The organism is Butyrivibrio hungatei NK4A153, from assembly GCF_000424465.1.
Classification (GTDB): Bacteria; Bacillota; Clostridia; order Lachnospirales; family Lachnospiraceae; genus Butyrivibrio; species Butyrivibrio hungatei_A.
The window spans coordinates 51733-72268 of the sequence record NZ_AUJY01000012.1 but is presented as its reverse complement, the minus strand read 5'-3'; the positions used below and the strand labels follow the sequence as shown (position 1 = coordinate 72268).

Below are 20536 nucleotides of genomic sequence, written 5' to 3'. Positions count from 1 at the left end.
TTTCGTTGTTTAACGAAAAAAGTGGATATGAACTTTTATCCATATCCACGATTCTAACACCATTTTATCTTGTGCACAATCTATTTTCGCAATGCTATTATACCCTTGTCCAAGCCTCGAATTCTTCATCCGTACACTTCACAAAATGAGTTCCGTCAACCAGATGTTCCGTTCCTTTGTTGTAGTCAAGTCCCGATGTCTTGTAGTCGTAACTTATTGCTTCACGATTCTTCTCAAGCTCAGGATTGGGAATAGGAATTGCCGATAAAAGACTCTTTGTATATGGATGAATCGGATTATTAAAAATTTCATCCGTTGTACCTGTCTCAAGAAGATGTCCCAAGTGCAAAACACCTATCCTGTCCGAAATATACTTAACCATTGAAAGATCATGTGCAATGAAAAGATATGCTGTTCCAAGTTCCTCCTGAATGTCCTTCATAAGGTTTACGACCTGTGCCTGAATGGAAACATCAAGTGCAGAAATGCACTCATCGGCTATAACAAGCTTGGGATTCAAGATAAGAGCTCTTGCAATACCGACTCTCTGCCTCTGCCCGCCCGAAAACTGATGAGGATAGCGGTCCGCATGCTCCTTGGCAAGTCCAACCTTATTAAGGATTGCCTCTACTTTTTTATCCCTTTCCTCTTTGCTCTTGCAAACATGATGGATATCAAGGGCTTCTCCGATGATATCTTTGATCTTCTTTCTGGGATTGAGCGAAGCCATCGGATCCTGGAAGATCATCTGCATCTGAACCCTTAAATTTTCCTTGGTCTCTTTGTTCATCTTTCCGGAAATATCCATTCCGTCAAAAGTGATCTTACCGTCCGTCGGATCGTATAGTCTTATGATACTTCTGCCAATCGTAGATTTTCCCGATCCCGACTCACCGACAAGACCGTAAGTTTCGCCCGGATAAACCTTAAAGCTGACATTTTCCACAGCCTTAACCGTAAATGTCTTACTGACGGGAAAATACTGCCTAAGTCCCTCTACTTCAAGGAGAGGCGCTGCATTATAATTCGCTGCCATTTGCCTGTGCCTCCTTTTTCATTCTCTGAATTCTTGCCTTTAGTTCTGCCGGCATCTCAACCTTTGGTGCCCTCTCATCAAGAAGCCATGTTGCTGCAAAATGACTTTCTGTTATCTTGAACATAGGTGGCTCAAGCTTGTCGTCAATCTCCAGAGCATAAGCATTTCTTGGAGCAAAAGCATCACCCTCTTTTTCATGCAAAAGATTCGGTGGTGAACCCGGAATCGTATAAAGTCTGTCATCGTCAGTTCCAAGATCGGGCATAGCCGATAAAAGTCCCCAGGTATACGGATGTCTCGGATCGTAGAATATCTCATTGATCTTACCGACTTCTACAATCTTACCTGCATACATAACATTTACGTAATCCGCAACCTTAGCCACAACTCCGAGATCATGGGTAATATAGATAACCGCAATATCTCTTTCCTTCTGAACCTTTTTGATAAGTTCAAGGATCTTGGCCTGAATATTAACGTCAAGAGCTGTTGTAGGCTCGTCGCAGATAAGAAGATCCGGATTACAGGAAAGAGCTATTGCTATAACCACTCGCTGTCTCATACCACCGGATAGCTGATGCGGATACTGCTTCATTCTCTTTTCTGCATCCTCAATACCGACTTCCTTTAAAAGCTCTACCGATCTTTTATATGCATCTGCTTTATCAAGCTTGTAATGCCAGATCATGCCTTCCATGATCTGCTTGCCGATAGTCATTGTAGGATCAAGGCTTGTCATCGGATCCTGAAATACCATTGCCATCCTTCGACCGTTGATATGCTTTCTGATCCACTTTTTGTCCTGCTTTAAAATATCTGCTTCTTTCCACTGCGCAGTCTCATCACTGTCAGGGTTATAATCAATCCCGCCTTTGTTATCGCGATATCTGTAGATGATCTCTCCCGAATTAACCTCGGCGTTCTTGGCAAGGATACCCATTGCAGCACGCATCGTTACAGATTTTCCCGAACCTGACTCCCCAACTATAGCAACAGTCTCGCCCTGATAAAGCTCTAAATTTACTCCGCGGATCGCATGTACTTTTCCCGCGGTAGTCTTAAAGGTGATGTCAAGATCTTTGACATCAAGTATTTTTTCTCTTCTATTATTTTCACTCATGTCAGATCACATCTCCTTTAACTTTGGATCAAGCGCTTCTCTGAGCCCGTCTGCCACAAGGTTAAAACTAAGCATCAAAAGAGCCATAACGATGATAGGCGGAATTATCTGATAAGGATGTGTTGTAAAGCTGTTAAATCCTTCAGAAATAAGTGATCCCAGCGAGCACCTAGGTACAGGGATTCCAAGTCCTACAAACGAAAGAAACGCTTCTGTAAAAATAGCTGTAGGAATAGAGAACATAACCTGTGTGATAATAGGTCCGATAATGTTTGGAAGTACCTCACTAAATATGATATGCATATTTCCCGCACCTAAAGTTCTGGATGCAAGGACAAATTCCTGCTCTTTTAACTTAAGCATCTCTGCTCTGGCAATTCTACTCATTCCAACCCACTCGGTGAGCATAAGGGCTATGATTATAGTGATCATACCCGGCTTAAATAACAGGAGAAGAAGCGTAACTATTACAAGCCTTGGAATACCGTTGGCAATCTCTAAGATTCTCTGAAGTACCATGTCCACTTTGCCTCCAAAGTATCCGGAAATAAGACCGTAACTCATACCGATGATCATATCGATAATAGCTGCCGCAACAGCGATAATAAGCGAAACCTGTGCTCCCGACCATGTTCTGGTCCAGATATCTCTGCCAAAGTTATCGCTTCCAAACCAGTAAAATGTATCAGGCAACTTTTTTTCAAAGTAATAGTTCACTGTCTTGGTGCCTGATGTAGTCTTGATATTTTCATGTCCGTCAAAAAAGCCTGTGTACTCAATGATCGGTATTCTCGGTGCAAGATTCTTATTCTCTAAGTTCTGTCCCGAATATGTATATTCATTCATCACAGGACCTATAAAGGCAAAAAATGAAATAATAAGAACAAAGACAAGACCTATAACAGCGCTCTTCTTACGCCAAAATCTTGCTACTACTTCTTTCCAAAAATTCTGCGACGCAAAATTTGTATCAACATAATCATCCGCTGTTTTTCCTTTTAATCTGAAATCCGCTTCTACAGGGACATAGGAGTTTGCCTTATCAAAAGTTGCTTCTGCCATATCAGTCTCCCTCCTTTGCCACACGAATTCTGGGATCTATCACGCCGTAGAGAATATCTACAACAAGCATGATGCCGATGTACATAGCTGAATATATAAAGCTAAGAGCTATAACAACGTTATAGTCATTAGACTGGATTGCGTTTACTAACAATGAACCTACTCCTGGTATAGAAAAGATTTTTTCAACAACAAGCGAACCTGTCATAAGATCAACAACAAGTGGCGCCAATACTGTAATAATAGGAATAAGGGCATTTCTGAGAGCATGTGAAAACACAAGCTTATTTCCCGAAAGTCCCTTGGATTCAGCAAGAAGCATATAATCCGAGCCCAAAACTTCAATCATTTCTGCTCTCGTGAATCTTGCAATTGAAGCCATAGTAAACATGGAAAGTGATACTGAAGGTAATACACTTGAACGAACAACATCCTTTGCCGAATAGAGCATAGGGAACCAGTCCAGCTTAAATCCGAACTGATAAGAAAGTGCCAGTGCAAAAACATATGACGGAACCGATACGCCGATAACTGAGATTACTGTTGCAAACGTATCCCAAGCGGTATCTCTTTTGAACGCCGCAAGAAGTCCCAATAAAAGGCCAATTATTGCCCCTATAAATACTGCAGCAAATCCAACGCCGATAGAAATCGGAAGTCTGGATGCGATCAGCTGTGTGATAGGGGTATTCTTGGAAATCTTGTAGCTGACTCCAAGGTCTCCTTTGAACATATTGACAACATAATGAAAAAACTGAATGACAATCGGTTTATCCAGTCCATATTTGGCGTACAACGCAGCTTTTTGAGATTCATTCAGCTTCTCATCATTAAACGGTGAGCCCGGCATAAGCTGCATCAGTATAAAAAGAATCAGTGTAATTGCCAGCAATGTAAAGATTGCTGTGATCACTCGTTTTAATACATATTTTTTCATAGCTACCCCAAAAGATTAAAACGAGATGAAAAGTAGAAAAAACACTACTCTTCCTCTCGCCATAATTTTAATTTATTTAATTATTTCTTTTCTGCATTCTTGTAAACTCTGTTAAGTGCTACAGGGTGGAATTCAATACCACTTACGTTTGTTGAAATAAGCTCTGCATTGCACTGTGTATAAAGCGGGAAAATAACCGCTTCATCCATTACAAGCTTTTCTGCCCTATATAGTGCTGTCCAACGTGCTTTTGGATCCATTGCTGTCGAACCTGTTGTACAATCAGCAATGATCTCATCGTATTCAGAATTGCTCCAGAAGCCATAGTTGTTGGCATTCTTTGTTACCCACATTCCGAGGTATGTCATAGGATCTGCGTAGTCAGGTCCCCAACGTGTAAGACCAAGTTCAAAATCACCTTCCTGCATACGCTGAACCCTTTCCTTCTTGGGCATCTGCTGAAGTTCAACAGTAAGTCCCGGAAGAGTTGTCTCAAGCTGTTCCTTAACAACCTGTGCCACCTTGATTGGAGCATCGTCTGCATCGTGAATCATTGTTACAGTAATTTCTTTTTCGCCAAGTTCTTCAAGTCCATTGTTCCAATATTCTACGGCTGCATCTGCATCATATCTGCAAACATCTTTGAACTTCTCCTGATTGGCTGAGAAATCCGATCCGTCAGGGCCGGTTGCAAAGTCCATAGGGACTGCCGTATAAGTAGGAGCTGAACCATCCTTAAGAACATCTGTTGTAATTGCTTCACGGTTAAGTGCCATTGTGATGGCATAACGAATATTTTTATTCTGAAGTTCCTTTACTTCTTTCATGTTAGGGCTGATGTACCAGAGATATCCTGCACCGATTGCCTTATATGAAGGATCGTCTTTTACCTGATCAACCTGCTCACCGTTAACAAGAGTAGTATCAAGATCTCCGCTCTGGTAACTCATAAGAGCCTGCTGTGAATCCTGAATTACCTGATAGTTAAGAGCCACAAGTTTAACTTTGTCTGAATCATAGTAGTCAGGGTTCTTGATAAGACGAATCGTTGTTGCTGCCGGCTGGTACTCATCAAGGATGAATGCTCCATTTGAAAGAGTTGTCTCGGGGCTCGTTGCATATGTATCTGCACAGCTCTCAAAGAACGTCTGGTTTACCGGATAGAATGTCGGGAAATACATAAGACTGAGGAAATAGCTTACAGGTACATTAAGCTTAACTTCAAGAGTCTTTTCATCAACTGCTTTTACACCAAGCTCATGCTTATCCTTTGTTCCATCTATGATTTCCTGGGCATTTACAATCTGTCCGATATCACTGAGCATATATGAATACTCAGAAGCAACTTCGGGATCAACTGCTCTCTGCCAAGCAAATACGAAGTCTGCTGCAGTTACAGGACGTCCATTACTCCAGTTTGCATCATTGCGGATATGGAAGGTATAGGTAAGACCATCTTCCGAAATATCTACCCTATCAGCAAGAGCATTTACTGCCTTTCCGTCTGCATCCATCTGCATAAGGCCATCTGTATAGTCAGCGATAACTTCAAAAGATGTACCGTCTGTAGCCTGCTGAGGATCAAGCGATTCAACAGGTGTCTCAATCATAACATTGAGATTCCCTTCCGCACTTTTTTTTGAATCAGCCGGATCTGTTTCATTTGAAGTAGTGTCATTCTGCTCTGACACGCCGCTTACTGCAGAACTTCCGCAACCAATCATGCTAAGCGTAAGTGCTGAAGCAAGCACGATTGATAATAACTTTTTCTTCATGGATAATTCCTCCTATATACCTTATACATGTATACAATCTCATATAGTAATTATAATCGAGATTAATGGGCAAATGTCAATGAAAACTTTTTCGCAATGCCAAAATAATACTTCAGCGCGTCAAAGGCAGTAGGAAGTAGTGATATGTAAACCGGTGATGACCATTCTGATTTACAAGTATGAAAAAAACCTCAGATGATCAAATCTGAGGTTTTAAGAGCGATAGACGGGGCTCGAACCCGCGGTCTCGACCTTGGCAAGGTCGCGCGTTACCAACTACGCCACTATCGCTTATATTTAAAGTCGCTTGCGCGACAGCAATAGTAATGTTATACCAATCAGAAAAATATGTCAACAGAAAATAATTATTCTTATTACATCTCATCACAAACCTGATATATTACGAATTTAAGGTAATATGACGCAGCTCCGCCTACAAGAATCGGATGGTCTGCCGCCTGTTGCCTGAATTCAACCTGCTTGAGCCTCTTGTGCGCATCTCTTGCTGCATCCTGAATTGTTTTGAGGAAAAGTTCCTCATCCATAAAGTGTGAACAAGAGCATGTTGCGAGATATCCACCGTCTTTAACAAGCTTCATTCCGCGCATATTGATCTCTTTATATCCTGTTGTTGCTTTCTTAACTGAAGCTCTGGACTTTGTAAATGCCGGAGGATCGAGAATAACAACATCAAACTTTTCGCCTTTTTTCTCAAGGTCGGGAAGAAGTTCAAATACGTCGGCACATTGGAATTTCGCTATATTCTCAAGTCCGTTGAGCTCAGCGTTTTCTTCAGCCTGCTTGCATCCAAGATCTGATGCATCGACACCAAGAACCGACTCCGCTCCGTTTGCGGCGCAGTTAAGCGCAAATGAGCCTGTATGTGTGAAGCAGTCCAGCACCTTTTTACCCTTACAAAAAGAAGCTATGGCTTTTCTGTTATTCTTCTGATCAAGGAAAAATCCTGTCTTCTGGCCATTTTCAACATCAACGTAATACTTGACCCCATTCTCGGTAATGATAACTTTTGTATCGAAGGGATCTCCGATAAATCCCTTAACTCTCTCAAGCCCCTCGAGTTCTCTAACCTTTGCATCGCTTCGCTCGTAAACGCCACGGATCTTAACTCCGTCTTCAAGAAGAACCTTTTTACAAAGATCGATAATAAGCTCTTTCATTCTGTCCGTTCCAAGAGCAAGTGACTCAATTACAAGAACATCCGAGAACTTATCAATCGTAATTCCGGGTAAGAAATCTGCTTCTCCAAAAATAAGTCTGCAAGAGAGCTGCTCAATAGGCTCATTTGTTGCCATAACAGCCTTTCTATATTCCCAGGCATCACGAATTCTCTTTTCTATAAGCTCCTTGGTAATCGGATGATCCTTCTTTCTGGACATCATTCTGACTCTGATCTTAGATACAGTATTGATAAAACCATATCCCATGAAATAACCGTCAAAATCATGAAGTTCTATAATGTCTCCGTTATCAAAAGAGCCTTCCACTCTGTCTATTTCATTATCGTAAACCCAGAGTCCTCCTGCCTTAAGCTCTCGACCCTGTCCTTTTTTCAGAAATGCCTTGGCATCAGAAATTTTTATATCCAAATCTATGTCCTCTCTATATTTACATAATTAAAATTCTATCAACGCAAGATAATATACCACATTTTTGCAAATACATGTTGACAATGTAGTAAATTTATTCTAAAATCAATTCGTTGTCACAGTTGTGATGACCACGTAAATGCGATAGTGGCGTAGTTGGTAACGCGCGACCTTGCCAAGGTCGAGACCGCGGGTTCGAGCCCCGTCTATCGCTCTAAGAACCCCGAATAGGTTTCGGGGAATTTTTTTGCTCTTTTTTATCAAAATAGTTGTGCACGTAATTACAGTGAGGAAACTATGTTTAATTGGATCTACAAGCATCAGAAATTTGTATTGTCCCTACTCATCTCATTTTTTTTCATTTCTATTATTCCAATATGCATTATTGCAGGATATGACTGTGCATCAGGAGACGATTATAACTATGGCTCGGGTCCTCACTTGGCATATCTTTCTACCGGTTCCGTGTTGGCAGCCGTTTCTGCTGCATGTAAAACCACAGTAGACATATGGCACAATTGGCAGGGAACTTGGTTTGATGTCTTTGCCTTTTGCCTTCATCCGGAAGTCTTTTCCGACAGCGCATACGTAATTGTTCCATATATTTTTATGATCATGCAGATTGCTGCAGTATGCTATTTTTCTTATTATTTCTTAAAAGTAAAATGGAAAATTGACGGCTTTTATTGGTTAATGGTTGCTGCAATCTTCCTTCTTTTCAGTTTCCAGTTGGTTCCTTCACAGAAAGCAGCATTTTTCTGGTGGGTTGGCTGTATACATTACTGCATGCCATTCTGCTTATCGCTTGTCACGATTGCTCTTACAGATCGATTTTTAACACTTAACAAACTATCAGATCTGATATGGATCTCGCTTGGATATACCTTATTGGGAGGCGCTACATATCCTGCTTCTCTCCTGGTTTTCTTGTCAGGGATTATTCTTTTGCTCGTCAAATACATGATAGAGAATAGAAGCGATAAAAAAGATCTTTTCTTGATCATTCCTTATGTTTTGGAATTAATTGGTCTTGGAATCAGCATGATTGCTCCCGGAAATGCAAACAGGGCAGCCGCAGATTTAGCTGAAGGTGCTGAACCTGCCGGTGGTTTAATCGCAACAATAGTTAGCAGTATAGTTTTTTCAGTACAAGATGCCGCAACATACTTCTTTGCGGAAAAGAGCTTTATTCTCATTGCTCTTATTATAGTAGTGCTTATTACATGTGCGTTTTTTAAACAAAACAGATTTAATATAAACAATCATGTATTTGCACATCCGCTGTTATTCGTTATAACACTGTTCCTTCTAAATGCGAGCGTCTATGCTCCCAGAATGTATACCGGCAACACACCGTCTTCAGGCTATATGAACTTTAACTTGTGGATATGCTTTTCATGTATGATCGCTATAGTCATATATCTGTGCGGCTGGGCTTATACAGTAAAGAGTATCAAGTTCCGACTTCCGGAATATGCCGAAACAATCGGAACAATATTAAGCGTAATTGCCATCATGTTTATTATGGTTCTTGGAAGGCACGGCGTAAAAGAATATACCGATTATATCTGCCTTGACTATTATCTTTCCGGACAAGCCGATGATTTCAGGAATCAAATGAGATTGCAAAAACAACTTATGGAAGATCCCACAGTCACTGATGTCGTTGTACCCGAAATAAACTTTGAGCAGGGTCCTCTTATGCATATGCCTGTATTTTCAGACCCTGAAAACATAAATAGCTATATGACTTCAGCTTTCTACGGGAAAAACAGTTGCAGATCCATTCCCAGAGCCGAATGGTTTGAAAAATACAACATTGATAACATTGATAATGATAATCTCTTGGAACAAAAACAATAAAAATGGCGCCATCTTACATGGTGGCGCTATCTCTAATTCTTCTAAATACATTATTCAAATATCATGGAGAAAAAAATGAAATCGCAATTCTCAAAGCATAAGTCTCTCTTAATTTTCATTACAACAGTAATAATGTGTGGTTTCAGCATTATGGGCGGTTGCCTTGACTACGCCGGAAATGATGATACTTTTAGAAATCTTATCAGCGCCGGGGCATTCGGAGATATCTTCAACTTCTATATGCCATACAGCAATATACTCTATGGAGTACCTGCTTATCTTCTAAATATGATACTCCCGCAGATCAATTGGTATTATTGGATCATGGTCGGCCTCAGTGTAATTTCTATATCTGCATCTTGCAGCATATGTCTTGAAAAATTCGATCTCTTTTTAGCTGAAGCAATAACCGTCTTTATAAATATCATACTTGCGAGAGACTACTATATCGCGGTGCAGTACACCAAATCCGCTTCATTGTGGATTATATCCGGCTTTATCATCATATTTCATTCGATATGCAAAGAGAATCTGCATTGGATATGGGGCGCATTGCTCTTTGTATATGGAACCTCGGAACGCTTTAAGTGTATGTTAATGGCACTCCCTTTTTTCGCAGTATTTATAACAGTGTTCTATTTAGCGAATTACAAACAGCAGAATCTTCCAAAATTTAAAGTCATTATAAAACCGGTAATTGCGCTTGTACTTGGAATTATTATTCTATTGGTTTCCGAGCACTCCTTTAGGGCACTTCATCCCGAATGGAAAGAATACTGGGAATATGATCAGGCAAGCGTTAATCTGCGCGATTATATGTGTCTGGATTACACGCACAATCCCCCAGAATATGATTCAATCAATACTGATGAAAATGATATTGCGCTTTACGGCAATTGGTTATTTGGTGATACTGATTTTTACGATATTTCCTGGCTCAAAAAGGTATATTCTATTGAACAGCCCTTCAACAATTGCAAAATCAGACTTAGTGTCGACATTATAAAGCAGACATTCATTAACTTATTTAATATTCCCACCCGAAATCCTTTCGAAAGCTTAGGTCCCGTATTCCTTACCTGGATTTTCATTGTATTTTTTCTGCTTAGAAAAAACTATCCCGATAAATTATTCGGATTAGGTATTTTAGGCTGTGTAGTAATGATGTATTGGTACTTTGCCTGCATTAACAGATATATGTGGAGAGTTGAAATAGGAGTATTTTTATCGGCGGTATTCCTTTCCGGATTCTATCTGTCCAAAGCTCAGCAAGACATTAGCCGCGTACCGTCGAAAAAGACTCGTGCTTTGTTTATCTGTATTGCGGTGATACTTTTCGGAGCTTATTCAGTAGGTATGACATACCAATGGAGATACGTCAAGGACAAGCATATTGTTGAACATGAAGCGGATATATCCGGACGTTTGGAAACATTTGCTGAAAATCCGGAAAATTTCTATATTTTGACTGATTTTTATGTAACAAATAATCCCGCATCGCTCACTTATGCAAAATGGAATAATTTATTCAGCAATTCATGCTACGCCGGAAACTGGGTATTGCCATCACCTACAGCGTTACATTCTGCGCGTGAACATGGTTTTGATAATCCAATGACCGCACTTATCAGCCAGAAACCCGTCTTTCTTCACTGCGATTCGGAAGATAAGCGAAACATGATCATTACACATCTTAAAAAGATTTCAAAACATGATATTGAAGCTACCGAATTTCCTGACAATATCTGGAAATTAGAAGTACGATAATATTGTTAAAGGGATAATCAAGCCATCTAAACACTTGATTATCCCTTCTCTTTTTCTATAGTTTTAATTACTCTTTATCTCATACTTATCATAAAATACATATCCTGCAACAATAAATGCAATCGAAAACAAGATATACACAATCGGTGCGATCTGGTAAGACATAAAGTACTTTCCGATTCTTATCAACCTATAGTCGTACAGAATCGATGAAGATACCATCGTTCCGGGCAACATATACAGGATTTGCGATAACACTCTTAACTTTAACGGCACATGAAGCGTAGCCACTAACAAACCTATAAATGAACCAATAACTATTGTCATCGTAGCTACGCCATTTCTTGTGACATTTGATAAAAAAAGCGCAAATGATGAAATAAGTAGTATTCCGCAGAAAAGAAGCATTAATATAATTACAAGCAGTTCACCTATGGTCATATCAATTCGCGCAAGAGGACAATATGACTGTACCATGCAATCCATCCCTGTAATTCCCCACCTGCACGCGGCATACGCATAGAAAGTAATAAGCAAGACAATGATACATCCGAAAATATAACTCATTCCTGCAAGTATCTTGGCAAAATAAAGCTCTTTATTCCCGTTTATTGCCACTCTAAGCATAGGATCGGTTTTTCTCTGAGTTTCTGATGCAAAAATCATCGAAAGACTTGCACCAATAATTATTGCCATAAGTAACATATAATTTGTAGTTCCTTCAAGTATACCGCCCGATCTGATAGTCTCATGGAACAAAAACGGCTTATTAACCTCTTTTTCCTTATTTGCCCAGAAGCCGATTTCTCCCTGCGTAAGGCGCATGGCGTCATAGCCTTCTTGTATGTTCTTCTCTCTTTTCGAATATACCGTATCAATATCAAGTTCTTTTATCGGTGCTCTGTAACCGATAGTTTCCTCCATCCAAGCTGATAATTGCTCATACCCTTTTCTGTTTTCATCTTGAATATTTCCGGCATCATCGGATATTTCCTTTAACTCATTCAATAAGCTCTGATCGACAGCCCTATCATCAATCTCTTGGTACTTTTCCAAATCCTTCGGAGTAATATTGCCACTCACTTCAAATTCACCTTGAATAAATGCAAAGCAGAACGCAACAATAAATGTTACCAGCGCAACTTTATTCTTCAATATTTTTAAAAGCTCATATTTGTACAGCATCCCAAAACAATGTCTTTTTTCCATAATTATCCTCCGGTCTTATTGCTTAAATGTATTCAGGTAAAAATCCTCTAAACTTCCATCCTCTTCTTTCCATGTTCCCTGCCATACTATCTGTCCTTCATTCATCATAACTATCCTGTCAGCTATGTGCTCAATATCAGATACAATATGCGTGGACAAAAGAACTATCGCCTCATCTCCAAGCTTCTCAATAAGCTCCCTAAATCTCACTCTCTCCTTGGGATCAAGCCCTGCCGTGGGCTCATCCAAAACAAGCACTTCCGGGCGATTTATAAGCGCCTGCGCTATTCCTAAGCGTTGTTTCATTCCTCCGGAATAATTTTTGACCTTTTTGCCTGCAACATCCTCAAGCCCTACAAGCTTTAAAAGCTCTGACGTCCTTGCTTTCGCAGCTTTCTTATTGAGTCCTTTCAGCGCGCAGAAATACATCAAAAAATCTTTTCCCGAAAACTCAGGATAATATCCAAAATCCTGTGGCAAATATCCCAGTAAATTTCTGAATTCCTCTGATCTGACAGGAATACCGTCATAAGTTATTTCTCCGCTTGTCGGTGACAGCAATCCTACCATCATACGCATAAGCGTTGTCTTACCTGCGCCGTTTGCGCCAAGAAGTCCGGTTACACCTTTTTCAAGGTTTAGACTCATCCTGTCTACCGCAATTTTGTTTTCATATTGCTTTGTAAGCCTGTCTATCTTTAATTCCATATAAGCTCCTCCAACTTAACTGTCTTTTTCACTTCAATTGTCTGAAATACCAATACTACGAGCAGCAATGCCATCACTTTGGATGCATCCGTACTGTCTGTCACGTGCATATTGTATATAAGCTCTCGCACGCAAAATACCGCCAAAGCAACACCAAAGGGAATCGCGATATGAATGTTCTCATTATCTTTTCCCCAACTTCTGCAATGTCTTTCTGCCTCCATCGAAAGGATACTTGTGACAACATACGGGATAAGCAGCCTTGCCATAACTATAAGACACCCTTTCTCATGCGCTCCCGGCGTAAAGACTGCGAGTAATATTATTGTAAAAAAATGTGCCATCGCAATTACAGCCATCTTGGCAAAATATGCTCCCTTTGCGGAAAAACGAGTTGTTCCTTCAAGTTCTGACATATCATGCATCTTTGCCCTGCATACCTCGACCAGACCAAAGCAAGCAAAAAATGGCATTATCTTAGCTATCATTTCTACTTTTTCACTTTCCAGGCCGCCAATACTAAATATCGCCCATGCCAGAATAAGGATTGAGACTATCCAAACTCTTTTGCGTATATAACGGGCCTGCAGTGCAAGCATATTAATAAAACCAACTTTCTCAAATTGCTGCTTTTTTCTGATACTGCGGATAAACGCATCTTTTTTCATATTGTCGGGAGCCTCACAGTAATTCTTCAGCAAGCTTTTCATCTCTGAATCTCTCATCGTTTCCCCTTTCCAAGAGCGTTGATAACCTGCTCTTTGCCTCTTTTAACCTTCTATAGACCGCAAACCTTGATAATCCGGTAACTTTACATATCTCGGACATAGGCTCGTCATTTACATATCTGAGTATCAATAATTCCCTGTCTTCATCAGACAGTTCATCGAGCGCCTGCTTCACTGACAACTTATCCACAATCGTATTTTCAAATCCGTTCTGAATCCACAATTCTTCTGTGCAATCCTCAAAATTTGTCAGCTCTGGCCTATTTTTCCGATACTCATCTATACACAGATTTCTTGCGATTGTATATAAGTATCTGTCAGGGTATTCGCAATCTGCGCCGAGGAATCGTAAGAATGTTTCCTGCGTCAGGTCTTCTGCCAGTGCTTTGTTATGTACTTTAAAGTAGCAATATCGATATATCTTGTCATAATACTGTTCTATTTCCATGGAAATCGTCTCACATCCTCCCTTCTATAATGTTAGACGTAAGCCGCATGATAAATGTGCGCAAAAAATTTATTTTTTTTATTTTAAAGGGATAATCAAGCCATATAAAAGTTTGACTATCCCTCAATATATCTATTTTGTAGCCCCAAACTCTATCGCATTAATTTTTTTCGCATTTCAAAAGCAAGCTCATTTTCTTCAGCCGTTGGCTCTGTGCCATCCCCGTTTCCGTATACCACTCGGTAAAAGACATCAAACACTTTGCCAAGTTCCTCCCGAATATCCTCGGGTGCAGCTTCCGTAAACTCAAACAACAGTCCCTTGTCTGTGAGTGCTCCTCCCGAGCGCTTTAGAAGGCTCTTTTTTATCTGTTCAACATCGTAAAAAAGTTTTTGCCCGGGAGTTGCGTATCTGTAGCGCAAAATCTTTATCAAATATACTCCAAGAGCCAATATGATTATAATGGCCGCGGTAAAGATTACAGTCGGTAGAAAAACCTTAAATGCCAAAAGTGCGGAGACTTTCTCATCTTCTCCCTCTTCATCACCATGAGCAGGAATTTTTGACGAATCATACGGATTGATTCCGCCATGATATTCTGCAGTCCATCCATCATCCGCATTAACTCCGCTCCTATGCCAGGAAGTAGCTGATAAAGCGTAATAAGCCCCTGTCGGCTCAAACGGAATCCATCCAACATTCTCAATATAAGCCTCAGGCCAGACATGTGCGCACCTTGAACTGACTTCATATTTATCTTTCCTGTCAAAAGGAAATGCATATCTAAATCCGCTTGCTGCCCTTGCAGGAATCCCCGAAAGTCGCAGTAACATTATCATGGAAGATGTATAGTGGACACAATATCCTTTTTTCGTATCAAAAAGAAATCTCTCCGCGATATCCGCCATTCCCTCCGCCGTACTCATATTTGATTCGGAATTATATCCTCCGACTGCATCCTTGCTGTACGGATACTGTCTGAGATATTCCTCCAAAAACCTGCATTTATCATAGTCTGATTCAGCTCCTGAAGTAACCTTATCCGCAAGCTCCTTAAGTTCCGGGGTGACTCCCGTCACGTCCAGATACTCGCTTTTTGCGCCGTTCCCAATCTCAGCCAAAGCCTCCTCATACTCATCACGGCTCATCATCTCGGTAAATTGTATTCCCCATAGCCCACTAACATAGTCGCATACTTCATCATATGTGAGCTTTGGAAGTTCTGTGGGCGCATCTTTTAACATCGAGGTAAGCTCAGGACTTGCGTAGTCTATATCCAGATACTTTACACTTATTCTATATCCCTTTCTGTGAGCTTTTTCGCTGACGCCTTCCCGAACTTTTTTCTCGCCCTCGGTCACCAGTAGCGCTCTCGACGGCACTATCACATCCTTTGTGTCTATATAAGCATACTCAAGGTCAATGTTCGAAACTTCAGTAAACGTCAGCGCCCTTTCCCTGTCTGTCCCATTTGCATACAAAAAAGCTATAAATTCGGCAAACTGCGCCTTATCTGTTCCTATTCCGCCCGCAAGATACAGCGTCTTTCTAAGCTTTGTATTTTTCCCCGTCTCCTCATCCAAATATGTATAATAAGGCGCGTCTATAGACTCGATAATAAGCTGCGTTCTTTCGCCCTCTGTGATCTTTTTTCCGGTTGAGGTAAAAGAACTGTAGCCTGCCGTATAACTATCTCCAAAAGTAGACGCAAAGCGGTAAGATACATCAGAAGCAATACTTTCAATCCTGTAGACAAACCTCTGACCCAGATCAACAACTTTATTCCAGTCTATAGGCTCTTTTTTCATAGGAAATATCAACGTAACCATCGCAATGATCAGGAAATAATAAATTGGAAACGAAGCCTTGTTCTTTTCGAAGAAAAAAGTCTGAACAGCCGAAAGTGTCAGCGCTGCAAGGCATATGCACATAACTTTCTCTGCTAAATTTTCTCCCGTAAAGCTACTCTTTCCAATAAAAAGCCCAATTACAACAATATCCAACAAAATAACCGCATATAGAAGTTTCTTTTCCCTACTTGGTATAAAATGAATCGCCAGCCTCAGAACCACGCCAAAGACCATCGAAGGCAGAAGAACCGGAATGGCCGATAAATCTTTTAACAAAAAGAATAAGAAAAAAGCTGGAACAGCTGAAAGGACAGCCGAAGCAATTCCCGAAACAAAGAGGCGGAATATATAGTAAAGTCCTGTAAACAACATAAAGAAAACTATCGCCCAAAATGGGAAAGAAACGTCTCCGGCAAATGCATTATCACCCATACCCCCTCTGATGATTTCTGAAAAAACCGCAGCAAAAGAAAAGGCAAATAGTGTACATACCGCCTCAGTCGCAAATACTGATAAAATTTTCTCCCGCCCCGGGATTTTCAGTGATAACAATCCATGTTTCTCTGTCATTTTTATTACTCCTGCAAGCTTTTGCCAGATCACAGATTTTTGTATATTCCAAATCCGATGAATAGAACACGCCGTCTGAAACCGCGTTATAAAAATCCATGAAACTCTCTCTCGAATCAACAAGCTTCTCTCTTACCGTTCCTGCGGGATATACGATTGTCACGGGAATTCCCTGATTTCCAAACAGCCATGCCGCCGAAACCACAAACTCAAGGAAATAATCACGCTTTATGAGAAAATCCGTATCCTGCTCACGTTCAGGCGTATTATCGGCATTCATCAGGATAGACAACGTTCTTTTTTCCATCTTGTCAGGAACTCTGACCATCAGCTTTGAAGCCTTGGCTGAGGCTTTCCAGTTAACAGACGAAAGACTGTCGCCTTTTATATACGGACGTATGTCATTTCCCGGAATGTCTTCAAGAATCCTCTCACTCTTACGCCCGCGGCTGCTGTACAGGTTCTCAAGGTCCAGCGCCTTCCCTGCAATCTCAGTTATCCTCGGCTTTACAACAGCCCTAAATGAATACGGAATATTAAATCTAGCGGAAATAATATGAAACGGATCTGTAAAAGATACATTCTCGATTCCGACATCATAAACTCCCGCAAAAAGGCAATTAATGCCCGAAAACAACTCTTTTTTCTCATGAATATCAAGTGAAAGCTTTGTTTTATCCGGAATTTCATAGAGATTACACCGGCTTTTGAATGTGCCGATCTCCATATTGTGAATAGGAAGAACCCCCGCATTTTCGATAAGCGTGCGGTACTTGTGATCCTCACCTTTGGTGAGCTTGTGGACTTCGACCTCCTGATAGACTCTCAGAAAGGCATAATTTAAGACAATATATATTACCGAAACAGGAATGATCAAAAGAAGCGCAAAAAGTGGCGCATAAGCAACAGGACCGCCATAAAAACTTGCAAATATTATGCCGGCTACAAGTGCTGTAAGATAGATGATCAGTCCTTTTTTATTAATTGTTATCTTCATGGTACGATTACTTTTCCAAGAATGGTCTTGATCAGATCTTCGCTCGTTATATGGCTGAGCCTTGCTTCTTTCGTAAGTATCAGTCTGTGAGGAAGTGTAAGTTTAGCCGCATCTGCGATATCTTCAGGGATGCAATAATCTCTTCCCGCAAGGTATGCTTTGGCCTGAGCGCATCTTAACATGGACAAAAGAGCTCTCGGCGAAGCACCTACTGCAATCTCCGGCTTATTTCTGGTCGCATCTGTAATATTTACCGCATAGCTTCGAAGATTATCTTTTACAGCGACCGAAGCTACGTCTTTTCTCATATCCAGGATATCTTTTCCCGAAAGAACGGATTCAGTCTCTTCATGGAGCTGCCCCAAAAGAAATCTCTCCGCCATATCTTCCGATGCTTTCGTATCAGGATATCCCACCGACAATTTGATCATGAAACGGTCAAGTTGAGCTTCGGGAAGCGGATACGTTCCCGCCATATCCACGGGATTCTGCGTTCCTATTACCATAAACGGCTGCGGAACATCAATAGGTTTACCGTCTATAGTAACCCTGTGCTCTTCCATTACTTCCAAGAGAGCCGACTGCGTCTTTGGCGAGGTTCTGTTAATCTCATCCGCAAGGACAATATTGCTCACAACAGGTCCCGGCATCACAGAGAATTCTCCTTTTTTCGAATCGTAGATTGAAATACCCGTTATATCTGACGGCATCGTATCAGGAGTACACTGAATCCTTGCAAAAGAAAGCGACACGGAATCCGCAAGCGCCTTTGCAAGCGTCGTCTTACCAACTCCCGGCACATCCTCCAAAAGAACATGGCCTCCTGCCAAAAGTGCGATTATGATTTTCTCGATCACATCACCTTTTCCGACTATTCTCTTTTCTATGCTGTCCTTTAACTTCTGCGCCGATTCATTCATAGTGCACACCTCCTGCGACTCGACCTATATTACTATTATAACGATATTTAGTGCATAGAAAAAGCTAGGAGCGAAAACTCCCAGCTTTTATCATTTAGTCTCATACAAGACCCCGGTATAGTTTGCAAACTTCATACCGTAGTCAAGATCTTCGGAATGGTCATATTTAAGGTTTCCCTTAAACCATTTTCCGTCTTCATATTCCTCAAAACCTATAATGTCCTGAATTTCCTGTTCTGTTGCGTAATTGATCTTTACGCTCTTGATCTTATGTTCAGTTTTTTTATACAAAAAACTTCCTGTGAATACTGCAGCGATAATAATAAAAGTAAATATAAATGCTATTAAATTCGCTCTTCGTAGTCGCCTACATAAATTGTCTATTCTTTCTGTTCCTTCCAAATTCATCCTAGGTCCTCCCTTTCTACAAAAAAAGACACTATCATTTAGATGCATTTTTTCAAAAAAGACAGAAAAAACACCCCCTGCAGACTATATAATACTACAAGAGGGCAATTTTATCAATAAATCGTCAGTTTTTACCCGTTATTGTTCCTTAATACTGTGCCAATATTCTTTGGCTTCGTTATGCCAATATTTCTTTGCTTCCTTATACTCTTTTGTTTCTTTTGCCGGATATAATTCGGGAGTATCGGCAAATAACAGTTCAATAGTTTCTATTGCAGAAGATCCCAGATCATCAAATCCATACGGCGTAAAATCCTCTTTTGCATGCCAAAATTTCATGCCGTTATGAAATGCATTATTCGGATCTGCATCATATCTCTTTGCAAGCGCACCGGCTTCATCGATAAGCCTTTTCATAGAATCATGTTCTTTTAGAAGGCACAGAGTCATGGCTTTAATTATGAGAAGATTGATTTTTAGTTTAGTAGCATAGCAAATATTACCGTTTTCGGCAGATTCAATGTATGCAATTCCTCTGTCAAGAATGTCATATGCTTCTTTAAAATCCTTTTTCGTTCCTCGGGATGCAACTATGGAAGACATATTAAGTGCTATGTCATGTTCTCTCATGAGATTATAAAGCATTGCTTTTGTACATCTGGCCAGTGCTTCCTCAGTCTCCCCCTTTGAAAACAACAAACGCGCACTTTCTATATCCGCTATTCCCATATGATTTATCTTGTTAAACTCGATCAACGCGCCATCTGTATCATTAAAACTCTTTAATCTTGCGATATCCATTCTTATCGAAACTTCAGTGACGCTCAAATTGTCATTTTGTGAGAAGTATTTCAGTGCTCGCTCATAAAGCTGCACCGCATGTTTGGCATCGTCTTCTTTTCCGCCGTTGATAAAGAGGACATTATACAAAGTCGCACAGGCCATGATTATCTTAAAACAAGCGGGATAGCGGACTAAAGCCTTTTCTGCTTCTAAGACAGCCTCATCTAATTTTTGTTCCGTGGTCAAGTTGCATAGTCTATGATAAATATCATCAATACTTTTGGAGGAAAGATTATATCCCAAAAGAACGTCCATAGAAACATTAAAAAAGTCTGCAAGTTCCATCATCGTCATTATATCCGGAACTGTGCTTCCGCTTTCCCATTTTGATACCGCACCGACTGTAACTCCAAAAGTTTCAGCTAGTTCTTCCTGTGTAAGGCTCATTTCTTTTCGGTACTTCTTGATGTTTTGGCTTAGCTCAAGTCTCATAGGGATGCGCCTCCTTTATTGCATTATGATAAATAAATAGAAAAAGTTAGAAAAAAGTTAGAACTGAGATAAAAAAATAAGGGGTTGCAAATCTGCAAACCCTTGAAAATACTGAGTCGGAATGACAGGATTCGAACCTGCGGCCTCTGCGTCCCGAACGCAGCGCTCTACCAAACTGAGCCACATTCCGTAGTGCTGCCTGAAAAAAATCTGACAGCAAATCTGATTATATCAGTCATATTACTATTTTTCAATA

The 20536-nt window shown here is 40.5% G+C and carries 17 protein-coding genes and 3 tRNA genes; 3 read left to right on the top strand and 17 right to left on the bottom strand.

The window, feature by feature from the left end; genetic code table 11:
- Positions 1–97: 97 nt before the first annotated feature.
- The 7 genes from G628_RS0108145 to G628_RS0108115 all read right to left on the bottom strand — a co-directional run bounded on the left by G628_RS0108145 (position 98) and on the right by G628_RS0108115 (position 7525).
- Complete coding sequence (locus G628_RS0108145; RefSeq protein WP_026656371.1) at positions 98–1036, bottom strand: ABC transporter ATP-binding protein; 939 nt, start codon at positions 1034–1036, stop codon at positions 98–100.
- Positions 1020–2156 (bottom strand): ABC transporter ATP-binding protein, encoded by a 1137-nt coding sequence (locus G628_RS0108140; RefSeq protein ID WP_027208905.1) that lies wholly within the window; start codon positions 2154–2156, stop codon positions 1020–1022. The genes G628_RS0108145 and G628_RS0108140 overlap by 17 nt, the downstream gene beginning before the upstream one ends.
- A 6-nt stretch (positions 2157–2162) precedes the next feature.
- Positions 2163–3218 (bottom strand): ABC transporter permease, encoded by a 1056-nt coding sequence (locus G628_RS0108135; RefSeq protein ID WP_026656369.1) that lies wholly within the window; start codon positions 3216–3218, stop codon positions 2163–2165.
- 1 nt (position 3219) lies between these two features.
- Entirely contained in the window at positions 3220–4155 is a 936-nt protein-coding gene (locus G628_RS0108130; RefSeq protein WP_026656368.1) for an ABC transporter permease, read from the bottom strand.
- 80 nt (positions 4156–4235) lie between these two features.
- On the bottom strand, positions 4236–5930 hold the full coding sequence (locus G628_RS0108125) for a peptide ABC transporter substrate-binding protein (protein ID WP_027208904.1): 1695 nt from the start codon (positions 5928–5930) through the stop codon (positions 4236–4238).
- A gap of 218 nt (positions 5931–6148) precedes the next feature.
- Positions 6149–6221 (bottom strand) — tRNA-Gly (locus tag G628_RS0108120).
- Positions 6222–6304: 83 nt separating this feature from the next.
- Entirely contained in the window at positions 6305–7525 is a 1221-nt protein-coding gene (locus G628_RS0108115; RefSeq protein WP_027208903.1) for a class I SAM-dependent rRNA methyltransferase, read from the bottom strand.
- 153 nt (positions 7526–7678) lie between these two features.
- On the opposite strand from G628_RS0108115, the gene G628_RS0108110 reads away from it, so the two are divergent.
- The 3 genes from G628_RS0108110 (at position 7679) to G628_RS0108100 (ending at position 11167) form a co-directional block, all read left to right on the top strand.
- Positions 7679–7751 (top strand) — tRNA-Gly (locus tag G628_RS0108110).
- Between the two features lie 83 nt (positions 7752–7834).
- Entirely contained in the window at positions 7835–9400 is a 1566-nt protein-coding gene (locus G628_RS0108105) for a hypothetical protein (protein ID WP_027208902.1), read from the top strand.
- Between the two features lie 75 nt (positions 9401–9475).
- Positions 9476–11167 (top strand): hypothetical protein, encoded by a 1692-nt coding sequence (locus G628_RS0108100; protein WP_027208901.1) that lies wholly within the window; start codon positions 9476–9478, stop codon positions 11165–11167.
- Between the two features lie 63 nt (positions 11168–11230).
- Here the strand turns inward: G628_RS0108100 and G628_RS0108095 are convergent, their stop codons facing one another.
- The 10 genes from G628_RS0108095 to G628_RS0108050 form a co-directional block, all read right to left on the bottom strand.
- Positions 11231–12376, bottom strand: coding sequence for an ABC transporter permease (locus tag G628_RS0108095; RefSeq protein ID WP_027208900.1), 1146 nt, complete (start codon positions 12374–12376; stop codon positions 11231–11233).
- A 15-nt stretch (positions 12377–12391) separates the two neighbouring features.
- Positions 12392–13084: an ABC transporter ATP-binding protein gene (locus G628_RS0108090; RefSeq protein WP_027208899.1), complete on the bottom strand. Its 693-nt coding sequence runs from the start codon at positions 13082–13084 to the stop codon at positions 12392–12394.
- The gene (locus G628_RS0108085) at positions 13075–13794 is read right to left on the bottom strand and encodes a hypothetical protein (protein ID WP_155833790.1); all 720 of its coding nucleotides are present in this window, start codon (positions 13792–13794) and stop codon (positions 13075–13077) included. The genes G628_RS0108090 and G628_RS0108085 overlap by 10 nt, the downstream gene beginning before the upstream one ends.
- On the bottom strand, positions 13766–14260 hold the full coding sequence (locus G628_RS16825) for an RNA polymerase sigma factor (protein ID WP_051199096.1): 495 nt from the start codon (positions 14258–14260) through the stop codon (positions 13766–13768). The genes G628_RS0108085 and G628_RS16825 overlap by 29 nt, the downstream gene beginning before the upstream one ends.
- Positions 14261–14412: 152 nt before the next feature.
- Entirely contained in the window at positions 14413–16542 is a 2130-nt protein-coding gene (locus tag G628_RS0108075; RefSeq protein ID WP_027208897.1) for a transglutaminase-like domain-containing protein, read from the bottom strand.
- Positions 16543–16606: 64 nt separating this feature from the next.
- On the bottom strand, positions 16607–17677 hold the full coding sequence (locus G628_RS0108070; protein ID WP_027208896.1) for a DUF58 domain-containing protein: 1071 nt from the start codon (positions 17675–17677) through the stop codon (positions 16607–16609).
- Positions 17674–18597 carry an AAA family ATPase gene (locus G628_RS0108065; protein ID WP_027208895.1) on the bottom strand — a complete coding sequence of 308 codons (924 nt, stop codon included), beginning with the start codon at positions 18595–18597 and terminating at the stop codon, positions 17674–17676. Before G628_RS0108065 ends, G628_RS0108070 begins: the two co-directional genes overlap by 4 nt.
- Before the next feature lie 90 nt (positions 18598–18687).
- Positions 18688–19005, bottom strand: coding sequence for a hypothetical protein (locus G628_RS0108060; protein ID WP_027208894.1), 318 nt, complete (start codon positions 19003–19005; stop codon positions 18688–18690).
- A gap of 138 nt (positions 19006–19143) precedes the next feature.
- Positions 19144–20280: a helix-turn-helix domain-containing protein gene (locus G628_RS18115; RefSeq protein ID WP_027208893.1), complete on the bottom strand. Its 1137-nt coding sequence runs from the start codon at positions 20278–20280 to the stop codon at positions 19144–19146.
- Positions 20281–20396: 116 nt separating this feature from the next.
- Positions 20397–20470, bottom strand: a tRNA-Pro gene (locus G628_RS0108050).
- Between the last annotated feature and the right edge of the window lie 66 nt (positions 20471–20536).